The 12518-nt window shown below is 37.9% G+C and carries 12 protein-coding genes; 9 read left to right on the forward strand and 3 right to left on the reverse strand.

Going from position 1 to position 12518, the window contains the following annotated elements; translation table 11 throughout:
• Window positions 1–57: 57 nt before the first annotated feature.
• The 3 genes from AC0L6O_RS20125 to AC0L6O_RS20135 all read left to right on the forward strand — a co-directional run bounded on the left by AC0L6O_RS20125 (window position 58) and on the right by AC0L6O_RS20135 (window position 3555).
• A complete protein-coding gene (locus AC0L6O_RS20125; RefSeq protein ID WP_473304934.1) occupies window positions 58–2505 on the forward strand; it encodes a penicillin acylase family protein in 2448 nt (815 codons plus the stop codon).
• Window positions 2502–2852, forward strand: a complete 351-nt coding sequence (locus tag AC0L6O_RS20130) for a hypothetical protein (RefSeq protein WP_473304935.1) — start codon at window positions 2502–2504, stop codon at window positions 2850–2852. Before AC0L6O_RS20125 ends, AC0L6O_RS20130 begins: the two co-directional genes overlap by 4 nt.
• Window positions 2853–2955: 103 nt before the next feature.
• Window positions 2956–3555, forward strand: coding sequence for an OmpH/Skp family outer membrane protein (locus tag AC0L6O_RS20135; protein ID WP_473304936.1), 600 nt, complete (start codon window positions 2956–2958; stop codon window positions 3553–3555).
• Window positions 3556–3595: 40 nt separating this feature from the next.
• Here AC0L6O_RS20135 and AC0L6O_RS20140 read toward each other — a convergent pair whose 3' ends face one another.
• Complete coding sequence (locus AC0L6O_RS20140; protein WP_473304937.1) at window positions 3596–4315, reverse strand: NUDIX hydrolase; 720 nt, start codon at window positions 4313–4315, stop codon at window positions 3596–3598.
• Between the two features lie 86 nt (window positions 4316–4401).
• Between AC0L6O_RS20140 and AC0L6O_RS20145 the strand changes: the two genes are divergently transcribed.
• The 3 genes from AC0L6O_RS20145 to AC0L6O_RS20155 all read left to right on the forward strand — a co-directional run bounded on the left by AC0L6O_RS20145 (window position 4402) and on the right by AC0L6O_RS20155 (window position 7847).
• Window positions 4402–6033, forward strand: coding sequence for a carboxylesterase/lipase family protein (locus AC0L6O_RS20145; RefSeq protein ID WP_473304939.1), 1632 nt, complete (start codon window positions 4402–4404; stop codon window positions 6031–6033).
• Between the two features lie 183 nt (window positions 6034–6216).
• Complete coding sequence (locus AC0L6O_RS20150) at window positions 6217–7176, forward strand: helix-turn-helix transcriptional regulator (protein ID WP_473304941.1); 960 nt, start codon at window positions 6217–6219, stop codon at window positions 7174–7176.
• Between the two features lie 44 nt (window positions 7177–7220).
• Complete coding sequence (locus tag AC0L6O_RS20155) at window positions 7221–7847, forward strand: GyrI-like domain-containing protein (RefSeq protein WP_473304942.1); 627 nt, start codon at window positions 7221–7223, stop codon at window positions 7845–7847.
• A gap of 1 nt (window position 7848) precedes the next feature.
• Here AC0L6O_RS20155 and lhgO read toward each other — a convergent pair whose 3' ends face one another.
• A complete protein-coding gene (gene lhgO / locus AC0L6O_RS20160; RefSeq protein WP_473304943.1) occupies window positions 7849–9051 on the reverse strand; it encodes an L-2-hydroxyglutarate oxidase in 1203 nt (400 codons plus the stop codon).
• 91 nt (window positions 9052–9142) lie between these two features.
• Here lhgO and AC0L6O_RS20165 point away from each other — a divergent pair, with 91 nt between their 5' ends.
• The 3 genes from AC0L6O_RS20165 to cysC all read left to right on the forward strand — a co-directional run bounded on the left by AC0L6O_RS20165 (window position 9143) and on the right by cysC (window position 11343).
• On the forward strand, window positions 9143–9370 hold the full coding sequence (locus tag AC0L6O_RS20165; RefSeq protein ID WP_473304944.1) for a hypothetical protein: 228 nt from the start codon (window positions 9143–9145) through the stop codon (window positions 9368–9370).
• 79 nt (window positions 9371–9449) lie between these two features.
• Entirely contained in the window at window positions 9450–10511 is a 1062-nt protein-coding gene (locus tag AC0L6O_RS20170; protein ID WP_473304946.1) for an NAD-dependent epimerase/dehydratase family protein, read from the forward strand.
• Window positions 10512–10716: 205 nt separating this feature from the next.
• The gene (gene cysC, locus AC0L6O_RS20175) at window positions 10717–11343 is read left to right on the forward strand and encodes an adenylyl-sulfate kinase (RefSeq protein WP_473304948.1); all 627 of its coding nucleotides are present in this window, start codon (window positions 10717–10719) and stop codon (window positions 11341–11343) included.
• Between the two features lie 11 nt (window positions 11344–11354).
• Here the strand turns inward: cysC and AC0L6O_RS20180 are convergent, their stop codons facing one another.
• Window positions 11355–12509, reverse strand: a complete 1155-nt coding sequence (locus AC0L6O_RS20180) for an MFS transporter (RefSeq protein WP_473304950.1) — start codon at window positions 12507–12509, stop codon at window positions 11355–11357.
• Window positions 12510–12518: the final 9 nt, after the last annotated feature.

Raw genomic sequence — 12518 nt, forward strand, 5'->3', positions numbered from 1 at the left:
AAGATATTGTTTTTTAGTATTTTGCATTATCAACAAGACTAACACTAATATAATTTTATGAAAATACTAAAGGCTCTCTGGCCTACTGTATTACTTGTAGCTTTGCTCTATCTTCTCGGCAATTCTCACGGTACAGTACCCGCCATTGGAAAACTCTTTAATCCTTTCACTGGTTTTTGGCAAAACTCCGAAACCAATCCTAACAAACCTGAAAACCTGACTTTAAGCGGACTTCAAGAAGAAGTCATCATTAAATACGACGAAAACAGGATTCCGCATATTTTCGCCAAAAACGACCATGACCTTTATTACGCTCAAGGTTACACCATAGCCTCGGACAGAATTTGGCAAATGGAATTTTACACCAAAGTGGCAGCAGGCAGACTCACCGAAATAGTAGGTGAAAGAGCTTTAGGGTATGACCAATACAATAGACGCAGTGGAATGAACTTAGCCGCAGAAAATGTAGTAGCAAGACTAGATGAGGTACCTGAGTTAAAAAAGACCCTTGAAGCATATGCGGATGGCGTTAATGCTTACTTAGCTACATTAACAGAAAAGGACTACCCACTAGAATACAAAATTTTAGGCTACCAACCCGAACCATGGTCTCCTAAAAAAACCATGCTCATGATGATGAACATGCGTAATCAGTTAAATGGCGGTAGTACTGATTTCAGAATGACGCAGCTCGCTCAAAAGTATGGCATGGATGTGGTCAATGACCTTTTCCCTGATTATCCTGTCATGGCAGACCCCATTATTCCAGAAGGAAGTCCGCTATTATTTGAGCCACTTCCTGTACCAGCTACGCCAGATGATATAACCGCTTTTCCTGAAGACAAGACGGTAGCTATGAGTTTGCAGAATCCAAGACCAGAAATTGGCAGTAATAACTGGGCTATAGCTGGCTCAAAGTCTGCCACCGGTTTGCCTATTTTAGCAAACGACCCTCATTTAGGTTTGTCGTTTCCTTCTATTTGGTATCAGATGCAGTTGACCTCCCCTAATGTAAACGTATATGGCTCTTGTTTGCCAGGTGCTCCTGGTATTACCATTGGCTTTAATAAAGACATAGCTTGGGGTGTAACTAATGTGGGACCTGATGTTATGGATTTTTATAAAATCAAATTCAAAGACAATAGCAGAGAAGAATACTGGCATGACAATCAGTGGAAAAAGACCACCAAAAGAACTGAAACCTATGTTTTAAAAGGCGGTAAAACAGTTATTGACACCTTGGTGTCTACACATCATGGTCCAGTTATTTATTTTGAAAACAGTAAAGACAATTTCAATAAATCGGTTCCTGCGGGATATGCCATGAAATGGATAACGCATGACAGTTCTCCTACCGATTTAAATTGTTTCTTAGGTCTTAATACCGCCAAAAACTATGACGACTACTTAAAGGCTTTGAGTTATTACGTATCTCCCGCTCAAAACTTTGTTTTTGCCAGTAATCAAAACGACATCGCTATTACTCCAAATGGGAAACTACCTTTAAAATGGAATGACCAAGGTAAGTTCTTATTAGACGGAACCAGAGCAGACCATGACTGGCAGGGTTTTATACCAAGCAATCAAAACCCGCACGTCAAAAATCCAGAAAGAGGTTATGTAAGCTCCGCAAATCAGTCTATTGTTAGCCCTAAAGATTATCCATATTACATAGATTGGATATCGGCACCACCATATAGAGGTACACAAATAAATAATAGACTAGCTGCCATGACCATGGGAACGGCAGATAGCTTAAGAAGTGTTCAGAACGACAACTTTAGCATAGCTGCCAAATGGTTTCTACCTCCCCTATTAGACATTTTAGAGAAATCTTCTGCTAATAATTCTGAAGAGCTAGCCTTGCTTAAAAACTGGAACTATAGAAATGATGCACATGAGAAAGCTCCAAGTATTTTTGAGACTTGGATAAACATTCTTTTAGATAAAGTCTGGGATGATGAATTTCCTTCAAACCAAAACTTGATGCACCCGAGTGAAGACAAAACATTGGATTTGATTATCAATAATCCTGATTCTAAATGGTTTGACAATATTAATACAAAAGACAAAAAGGAGACTTTGGCAGATATTGTTTTATCAAGTTTTACTCAAACTATTGACTCTTTAAATAAAACTTATGGTCCGCTCTCTGATGAATGGCAATGGTACAAAGTGAAACAAACAGGCATTAGGCACTTAATTCCAGCATTTGAAGCTTTCAGTACTTTGAACATTGAAAATGGCGGTGGCAAAAGAATAGTGAACGCCAGTACCGACAAATGGGGGCCATCATGGAGAATGGTGGTAGAATTAGATAAAGAATGGCCCAAAGCTTACGGCTTATACCCTGGCGGTCAATCTGGAAATCCGGGAAGTAAATACTACGACAATTTAGTAGACTCATGGTCAAAAGGAGAACTTAAAGAATTACTGTTCCTTAAAAACGAACAAGAAAGCTCCGAGCGAATTATGACACTTCAAACATTAAAACCTTCAAAATGATATACCTAATAATTTTAATAGTCGGAGCCATTGTAAGCGTTTTTGGACCTTGGTGGATAGCTGCACCATTAGCTTTTATAGTATGCCGCTGGAAAGCCACCTCCTCAAAACAAGCCTTTGGCCAATCAACCGCAGCTTTGCTTACCCTCTGGGTGGGCTACATGACTTATATTTTCCTAAAGTCAGATGTAAATTTGGTAAACAAAATGATGGGGGTGCTAAGTAGCTCTTCAGAAGGTTTTGGACCTTCTGTCAATATAATAGTCATTCTAGCCATCACGAGTATTTTAGCAATTATTATTGGTGGTTTGGGTGGCTTAGCAGGCTATAAACTCAGGAAAATATAGATTCCCTTATGGCTTAGGTATTTTTTAATTCAGCTTAAAAGCCTGAGGGATAAAAAAATCCTATATTTGCACCTCATTTTTAAGAACCTAATTATTGATATTAATGAAACAAATTTTATGTATTCTTTTTGCGGTAGCTGCTTTAGCATCGTGTAAGCAAGGAGCTTCAGAGGGAACAGGCGGACAAACTTCGGGAAGAATTGTCTATGTCAATACTGATACCTTATTAAACAACTACGAACTATACAAAGACGTAGTTAATGAATTCCAAAACAAGCAATTTGCTTTAGAGAATGAATTGAAGAAAAAATCTGAATCTTTTCAGAATGAAGTAGCTTTATTCCAACGTAGAATTCAAGCAGGTGGAATGACTCAGCAACAAGCTGAAACAACACAGCAACAACTTCAGAAAAAAGAGCAAGACATTTTACTTTACAGAGACAATGCAGCTGGCGGTTTAGCAGAAGATCAAGCTAAACAAACAGACGAAATTCTTTCTAACATTCAAGCTTACTTGGAGAAATTCAATGCAGATGACCGTTATGATATGGTTATTGGATTTTCTAAAGGTGGTGGAGTGTTATACGCTAAAAACAACCTTGAAATTACTAGTGAGGTTTTAGAAGGTCTTAACAAAGAGTACGCAGATAAAAAAGATGGCAAAACATCTGAAACAAAATCAGATACTACTGCGGCTAAATAATATCAAATACCTTTTTTGATATAAATGAGGAGACTTCAAATTAATTTGGAGTCTCTTTTTTTGTGTTAAAACTATATAAATATGGAGCCTTATTGGCTGCTCCAGAGAATTGCTTTTCATGGCGTTCTAAAATACCCAATGCTAGTATTTTACGTTGAAAGCTAGTTCGCCTCAGTTTCTCGCCCAAAATAGCCTCATATACACCTTGAAGCTCTTTCATGGTAAACTTTTGAGGTAAAAGATTGACCCCAATCAATTTCCTATCAATATTGACCCGAAGGGTTTTAAGAGCCTTTTCTACAATGTCTTTATGGTCTTGAATTAAATCTGGCAATTGCTCCACATCATACCATTCACAAGAATCAGAAAGATGGTCTGGCTTAGGAACCACATCTTCATAATTAATTAAAGCATAATAGGCCACAGAAACCATTCTATCTAGGAGCCAAGCATACTTCTCCAAATCAACATCATTCGTCTTTAGAATAGTCCGCATGTCATTGGTCTGGTTTCTTTTGAAACTACCAAAGGTGTAAAACTGCTCTAAATAAATATCCTTCAAGCCAGTTCTTTCTTTCAAACCTCTCTTTACAGCCTCGTTCAAATCCTCATTGACCTTTACAAAACCACCGGGCAAAGCAAAAAGACCTGTGTTATGGTACTCCATGATAAGAATTTTCAAATTCCCACCCGAGAAACCAAAAACCACAGAATCAAAAGCGAGATTAGGTAAGAACGATATACCGTCTAATTCAGCCAAAGTGAATGTTATTTTTCTGCAAAATAATAGGATTTTTAGACAAAGCCGATTATTATTGTCACAAAATGAGACAATATAAAATACTTATGAGGAAAAGATGGACGCTACTCAGCCTTATCACTTTAGTACCTTCTTTACTTATTGCCCAAAATAAAAATGGGTTTGCTGTTCAAGCTAAAACAGAAAACGGAATTATTGAAGGAAACTACGATACCAAGACAGGTATTCAAAAATACTTCGGTGTACCTTTTGCCAAACCACCCGTAAACGAACTTAGATGGAAAGCACCGCAGCCAGTAGACAATTGGAACGGTGTGAAAATCACAAAAGAGTTTGGCCCAAGACCTATGCAAGCCATAGTTTTTGGCGATATGAATTCCCGCTCAAGTGGATTAAGTGAAGATTGCCTTTACCTTAACGTATGGACTCCAGCAGATAGAAACACAAAAGATTTACCTGTGTTAGTATATTTTTACGGCGGAGGAAATGTAGCAGGTGATGCTTCGGAGCCAAGGTATGATGGGGAAAACATGGCTAAAGAAGGTATAGTAGTAGTAACCTGTAATTATAGATTAAATGTATTTGGCTACTTAGCTCATCCAGAACTTAGTGCAGAGGCTCCTTATAAAGCATCTGGAAACTATGGAGCACTAGACCAAGTGGCTGCATTAAAATGGGTACAGAAAAATATTGCGGCTTTTGGTGGTAACCCATCTAAAGTAACCATAGCAGGAGAATCTGCTGGCTCTATTGGTGTGAGTACTCAAATGGCTTCGCCACTTGCTAAAGGCTTAATAAATGGAGCTATAGGCGAAAGTGGAGCAGCTATTCCACCTACCATGGGACCAGTAACATTGACTGATGCGGAAAAAAATGGAGCTGAGTTTTTAGAGAAAGCTGGTATTTCAAGCATTAACGAACTTAGAAATCTTAGTACCAAAGACATTTATGATATCTATAATGAATCTAAAAGATTTGGTTTTCCGATAGTAATAGATGGCTACTTTTTACCTAAAAGTTTAACGGAAACATTTAAAGCAGAAGAGCAGGCTCAAGTGCCACTTTTAGCAGGGTGGAACTCTGCAGAAATCCCTGGGATGGCTTATATGCAAGGGCAACCTTATACCACCGCAGCTTTTATTGAAAAAACAAAACAAACCTATCCTGAAGCATTCGAGGAAGTTTTAAAACTCTACCCGCATGCCACTGAAGCCCAGGTGGCTCGTTCTGCCACAGATTTGGCTGCCGACAGGTTTATAGTTTACAGTACTTGGAAATGGATAGACCTTCATAAAAACCATAGTAATCAACCTGTTTATAGATATTTATATAGCAAACTTCGCCCTCCTTTAGTTAATAAAGACTTGGCAACTGGCTTAGCAGGAGGAACAGTAAAAGCTGATAAAGCTCCAGCAGCACCAAAGGCTTTAGGAGCTCCACATGCATGTGAAATAGAATATGCCATGGGTAATTTAGACAGAATAGAAGAGTTTGCATGGACAGAAGACGATCATAAAGTGTCAAAAACAATGTTTTCTTACTTTGCTAATTTCATAAAAACCGGAACACCGAATGGAGGAGACTTGCCAAAATGGCCAGCAATAGAAGCAACTGACAGTACACCATCTTATATGATAATAGATACAAAAAGCAAAGCGGCAGAATCTACTGTAGAAGCCAGATATCATTTTCACGATAAGGCTTTTGGAAATAATTAACCCTGATGAAAATCGTCTTTGTGGTTGGGTGTAATCTCAGCCACAAAAGATGACCTATTAAAATCTAACCTATAATCTAGACCACTAGGCCGTACTTTTTAATTAAAGTGCGGCTTTTTTATGTCTGATTAAACTTAAATGGAAAATGTATATTTGACCTAAAATAGAACAGCCGTACTCCTTATGCCTCGCCTTAACAGACTTACAGAAATCCTGATTCAGCTACAATCTAAACGCATTATTAAGGCTCAAGAGATAGCAGATAGATTTGACATTAGCCTGAGAACCGTATACCGAGACATTAGGGCTTTAGAAGAAGCCGGCGTTCCTATTTTAAGCGAAGCTGGTGTAGGTTACTCTATTATGAAAGAATACCGGCTACCACCTGTCCAATTTAGCGAAGATGAGGCTTTTTCTTTTCTAACCGCAGGTAAACTAGTCTCTAAATTTACGGATAATAATACCCAAAAGTCTTTTGAGTCTGCTTTGTACAAAATCAAATCCGTCTTAAAAAATGTAGACAAAGAGCTTCTAGATGATGCCTACCAACACATTGAGGTTTTAGAGAATGACTATTTGCCTAGGGAACGAAACGAGCAGCTGAACATCAAAGAAATCTTAAAGGCTATCCTAAATAAGAACATCATCAAAATAGAATATTTCACGGGTTCTAGGTTTGAAAAAAACGAAAGAGATATAGAACCCATTGGTATATTTTCAAGCAATGGAAACTGGTATTTGATAGCTTGGTGCCGATTAAGGGAGGATTATCGCAATTTTAGAATTGACAAAATAACGGCTCTGGCCGTTCAAACAGAACGTTTTGAGAAAAAGCATCCTAAACTTAAAACCTTCATCAATAAAACGCAGTCAAAAGAGAATCTAATTCAGGTCGTTTTGAGAATTGACAAAAAAGGATTTAGGTACATGGGCGACCAATACTATTACATGGGCTTTGTTTCGCAAAAAGATTTAGGCGAGCAAATTGAAATGACCTTTTTGACAGGAAACTTAATAGGTTTTGCACATTGGTTTTTATACTTAGGAAAAGTAGCAGACATCAAAGAGCCCGACCAGTTAAGGGTAGAAGTAAAACAACTTCTTCTTAAAGGATTAGAAAGACTAGAACAAAAAGGCTCCTGACAAAAGGCTGTCACTTCATGTCAATAATTTTGTCAAAAAAAAGAATGGAAAAACTAGACCTAAGTAAAACCTACAAAAACTATTACAAGGCAAAGACTAAACCAGAAATAGTACATTTTGACCCGGTCAATTACTTATCAATTACAGGAATTGGAGACCCGTCTGGTGAAGAATTTGCTCAGAAAATTTCGGCCCTTTACCCTGTTGCCTATACCATCAAATTCGAGTGCAAAGCTTTAGGAAAAGACTTTGTGGTACCTAAACTTGAAGGACTGTGGTATTTCGACTTAGAAAAGTACAGCGGAATTACCATGGAAAATGCTCCTAAAAAGATTCCAAGAAGTGAGTGGCTATATCGGCTATTAATTCGGATGCCAGATTTTGTAACTGAAGAAATGGTACAGAAAGCTATAGCACAGGTCAAAGTCAAAAAAGGTGAGCTACCTTTCATAAACGAGCTCACGTTTCACACCATGAACGAAGGAAAATGCGTCCAGATACTTCATGTAGGCCCTTTTGATAAAGAGCCAGAATCCTTAGCTAAAATTCAGGCCTTTTGTAAAGAACACGGTTTTCAGAAAAATGGTGAACATCATGAAATTTACCTTTCAGATTTCAGAAAAACTGCTCCTGAAAAATTGAAAACAATTCTTAGGGAGCCAGTAAGGTAACTTAATCTAACCTTTTCAAAACCATCTCACTCACCGTCTGCCCAATAGCCAAAGAACTAGTAGCAGCTGGCGATGGTGCATTGCAAACATTGATAGACTGCGTGTTTTCGATTATCTTAAAATCATCTAACAAGCCACCAGTAATGTCACAAGCCTGAGCCCTCACACCTGCCCCGCCGGAAATAAGGTCATCTGCCTGTAATTCTGGAATTAAAGCTTGAAGAGCCTTAGTGAAGGCCGCCTTTGAAAAAGACCTGTAATACTCTCCCATGCCTGTTTTCCAATATTTGGCAGCTACCTTCTGGAAACCAGGCCACATGAGCGTTTCTGCTAATTCGGAAAACTTAAAGTCTGTTTTCTTATACCCTTCTCTTCTAAAAGCCAAAACTGCATTAGGTCCAGCCTCTACTCCGCCATTAATCATTCTAGTAAAATGAACCCCTAAAAAAGGAAAGTTAGGGTCTGGTACAGGATAAATTAGATGTTTAACTAAATATTGTTTTTCAGGCTTCAATTCATAATACTCTCCTCTAAATGGAATGATTTTTAAGTCAATTTTCTCCTCTTCGGTCATTTGAGCCACTTTATCAGAATACAAACCTCCACAGTTTACTACTAAAGTAGTTTCATAGCTTCCCTTTGTAGTTACCACTGTTGATGCTCCATTTAATTCAGAAACAGATGTTACTCGTTCATTATATCTAATTTGTCCATCTAGTTCTAAAATTTTTTCGGCATACTTTTCACTGACCTTTTTATAGTCAATAATACCTGTTTGTGGCACTTTTATTCCTTTAATTCCTGCTACATGAGGTTCAATCTCACGCATTTCATCGCCACTTAAATAAACCAAGTTTTTTAGTCCATTCTCTTCACCTCTTTGAAAAAGTGTATCTAGAATAGGTAATTGTTCTTCTCTGGTAGCAACTACTATTTTACCACATAAATCGTACTCTATGCCTTCTTTGTCGCAAAACGCAAGCAATTCATTGTACCCACCTATACAATTTAAGGCTTTGAGACTCCCCGGCTTATAGTAAAGACCTGAATGAATCACGCCACTATTATTCCCAGTTTGATGCTTCGCTGGCCCTGACTCTTTCTCCAGAACCAATAACCTAGTTCTAGGCTTCTGTTCCTTAATTTTTAGGGCAGTTGCCAAACCCACAATTCCTCCACCTATCACTACAACATCGTATCTCATTAAATCCTTATTAAAGTTTAAGTCCAATATATTTTGCCCGTTCGGCTGGCAATCTTAAATTTGTGCAAATTTATTTATTGAGCGATAAGCAATGAAAAAAATCAGCTTTTTATTATTAGTAGCGGCCACCGCTGTTCTTAGTTCTTGTAACTATCAGAAAAACAACTCCATTAAGCAAGCAGACGTTCACGAAGGTGACGAGCGAATTTATGGAGATGGTCCAGATGCACCAGCACGTCAACTTGCCAAACAATATGAGGCTACTCCTGAAGACATTGCTAGAGCGGCTGCTTTAAGAGTAAAAATTTACGGTGAATAATCTTCACTATCAAAATTGATAACGATTAATTGCGAACGACACTTGTAGTTCGCTTTTTTTGATATACCCAATATAAAAAATGAATATAGCTATAGTTACAGGTTCGGCCGGTTTAATTGGTAGTGAGTCTGTTGCCTTCATGTCTGACAAGTTTGATTTAGTCATAGGTATTGACAATAACCTTAGGGCTTATTTCTTTGGTGATGAAGCTTCTACGGAGTGGAATAAGAAAAGAATAGAAGACCAATTCAGCAACTACAAGCACTATCAAGCTGATATTCGTTCTGAAGAAGAGATTGGTAAAATCTTTCAGGAATACGGTAAAGACATTAAATTAATTATTCATACTGCCGCACAGCCATCTCATGACTGGGCAGCTCGTGAGCCATTTATGGATTTCACAGTGAATGCAAATGGTACTTTGGTCATGCTCGAGATGACTCGTTTACATTGCCCAGAGGCTGTTTTCATATTTACTTCTACCAATAAGGTTTATGGAGATAACCCTAACTTCTTGCCTCTAGTAGAACAAGAAACACGTTGGGAAATAGCCGAAGACCACGCTTATTTCAAAGATGGTATTGATGAGCAAATGAGCATTGACCATACCAAGCACTCTTTATTTGGAGCTTCTAAAGTAGCTGCAGATGTTTTAGTACAAGAGTACGGTCGTTATTTTGGAATGAAAACTGGCGTATTTAGAGGTGGTTGTTTGACAGGCCCGAATCACTCGGGTGCTCAGCTACACGGCTTCTTAGCTTACCTAATGAAATGTGCCATTACAGGCAATCATTACACCATCTTTGGTTATAAAGGCAAGCAAGTCCGCGACAACATTCACTCATGGGATTTAGTGAACATGTTCTGGCATTTTTATCAAAACCCAAGAAGTGCTGAGGTTTACAATGCTGGTGGTGGTAGATTCTCAAATTGCTCTATGCAAGAAGGAATTGCCCTTTGTGAAGAAATCACTGGTAATAAAATGAACTACAGTCTTTCTGACGACAACAGAAGTGGTGACCATATTTGGTACATTTCTGATTTAAGCAGATTTAAGTCACACTACCCTACTTGGGATTGGAAATATGACTTGAAAACGACCTTAAGTCAAATGCATGATAATATTGCTAAGCGAGTATAATTTATAACTCCTTAAACGTAGCATAGAGAAAAGTGAAACCAAAAGTTTCACTTTTTTTATGCCCATTTGGTTTGACAAAACTATCCATACCAATAGACCTATTTCAAAAAGCTCCTTTTATAATGATAAGACATTGTCTCTTTGCTGAATTCATTTCCTTTGACAAGGGACTCTCAAAAAAGGTAGCCAATGCTATTACCACTTATTGAAAATAAACATAATCCTAACTAATATTGACCCAGAAAAGAACATACACAAACCAATAAATCCAGTGAAACGAAACGACAAAGAGAAGAAATTAGGTCAAAAAAGTAAAGCAATTTGGTTAACTGGACTATCTGGGGCAGGAAAAAGTACAATTTCAAACCTTTTAGAATCTAAACTCATTGACAATGGCTTCACATGTGAGATTTTAGATGGGGATAGAATTCGGAATGGAATTAATGCAAACCTAAGTTTTACCTTAAAAGATAGACAAGAGAATATAAGACGAGTAGCTGAAATCTCAAAGCTATTCCTAGAAGCAGGAATCATTACCATAAATGCTCTAATTAGCCCTACAATAGCCAGCAGAGAACTTGCCCGTAATATTATTGGTGAACAAGATTTTCTAGAAATACATATCAGTACTTCGCTAGAAACATGTGAAACTCGAGATGTAAAAGGTTTTTATAAAAAAGCAAGAAAAGGTTTAATCAAAAATTTCACTGGTATTGACTCTCCTTATGAAGTTCCTTTAAATCCATTCTTAAGAATTAACACTGAATTAATTTCAGCAGAACAAGCTTGTGATATTATTTACAATAAAATTCAACCACACATTTCTCACTAATAGAATTAGAATCACTTCAAAAGCCCACTTCTGCCTCCCACAAAGGCTGCAAGGCAAAGCATAAACACCACAAACATAAAACCTACCGATAGGCTCCATTGCTCTGATATCAAACCAATGATTGATGGTCCGGCTAGGAAGCCAATTAAACCGCCCGAAGTAATCATTCCGAAACCTTCTACTTGACTCACATTTGGAATTTTTGAGGCTGACCCAAACAAGACCGGCACTATAAAGCAGCAGCCAGCTCCTGTTAAAATAAAACCTAAAATCACCACGTAAGCTTCCGCACTTTGACTAACCAACAAAAGGCCAAGTGCTGCTAATAATGTTCCAAGTAAAACGATTCGCTTCTCGCCAATTAACGGCACCAAAACATCTCCATTTAAGCGACCCAAGGTCATGGCCACAAAGAAACCACCATAGCCTAAACTAATTACTGACAGCGGAGCCAATATATCTCGTTTAAGGTAAATAGAGCTCCAATCTACCACAGAACCCTCCGCCATAAAAACTACCAAGCATATAAAAGATAGACCTAAAATACTTTTAGTTGGCATACTAAAACCAGAGCCTGAATGAATAAAGTAATCATGCAATACATAGTTTTTCTTCAACAATGCTATACCTATTAAGATTATAGCCAAAGCAGCGAGAATTTGCGAGGTGCTTCCTAAATTCAACTTAAACATTAAGGCAGCCAAACCCGCCCCTAAAGCTCCTCCTATGCTATAAATAGCATGAAATGTATTTAAAAACTTCTTATTGTATTGCTTTTCAAACCTGACGGCAACCGCATTTGTAGCTACCCCGTTTAAGAATCCAAGCCCTCCTCTGAAAAATAAAGCTATACCAAACACCCAAGGATAAGGTGCAAAAACCTCTACACAGAATAAAAGTGCTTGAACAGCATTTCCAACACCCAGCCAGGTACCAACTTTTATGTTTCTAAAAACCTTAGTCGACAAAAAAACGGCCGTTAAAGAACCTATGGGAGCACAAAGAAGTATCAAACCTAAATCGGCGTCGTTTAGTCCCATTCGGACTTTCATAAAAGGTAAAGCTCCCGCCCAAACACCTATCATTAAACTAGAAGTAGCAAAAAGAAAACCTAGCGATGCTACCGGTTTAATTTTGAAAAAGTTGTACGTATTTTGAAGTAACATCTAACTAGA

The sequence above is a fragment of the Arcticibacterium sp. GJ41-1 genome (assembly GCF_055808875.1).

What these genes read in the sequence shown, in the direction of transcription:
- AC0L6O_RS20125 (WP_473304934.1), top strand. Translation starts at nt 58, where the DNA reads ATGAAAATACTAAAGGCTCTCTGGCCTACTGTATTACTTGTAGCTTTG.
- AC0L6O_RS20130 (WP_473304935.1), top strand. Translation starts at nt 2,502, where the DNA reads ATGATATACCTAATAATTTTAATAGTCGGAGCCATTGTAAGCGTTTTT.
- AC0L6O_RS20135 (WP_473304936.1), top strand. Translation starts at nt 2,956, where the DNA reads ATGAAACAAATTTTATGTATTCTTTTTGCGGTAGCTGCTTTAGCATCG.
- AC0L6O_RS20145 (WP_473304939.1), top strand. Translation starts at nt 4,402, where the DNA reads ATGAGGAAAAGATGGACGCTACTCAGCCTTATCACTTTAGTACCTTCT.
- AC0L6O_RS20150 (WP_473304941.1), top strand. Translation starts at nt 6,217, where the DNA reads ATGCCTCGCCTTAACAGACTTACAGAAATCCTGATTCAGCTACAATCT.
- AC0L6O_RS20155 (WP_473304942.1), top strand. Translation starts at nt 7,221, where the DNA reads ATGGAAAAACTAGACCTAAGTAAAACCTACAAAAACTATTACAAGGCA.
- lhgO (WP_473304943.1), bottom strand. Translation starts at nt 9,051, where the DNA reads ATGAGATACGATGTTGTAGTGATAGGTGGAGGAATTGTGGGTTTGGCA.
- AC0L6O_RS20165 (WP_473304944.1), top strand. Translation starts at nt 9,143, where the DNA reads ATGAAAAAAATCAGCTTTTTATTATTAGTAGCGGCCACCGCTGTTCTT.
- AC0L6O_RS20170 (WP_473304946.1), top strand. Translation starts at nt 9,450, where the DNA reads ATGAATATAGCTATAGTTACAGGTTCGGCCGGTTTAATTGGTAGTGAG.
- AC0L6O_RS20180 (WP_473304950.1), bottom strand. Translation starts at nt 12,509, where the DNA reads ATGTTACTTCAAAATACGTACAACTTTTTCAAAATTAAACCGGTAGCA.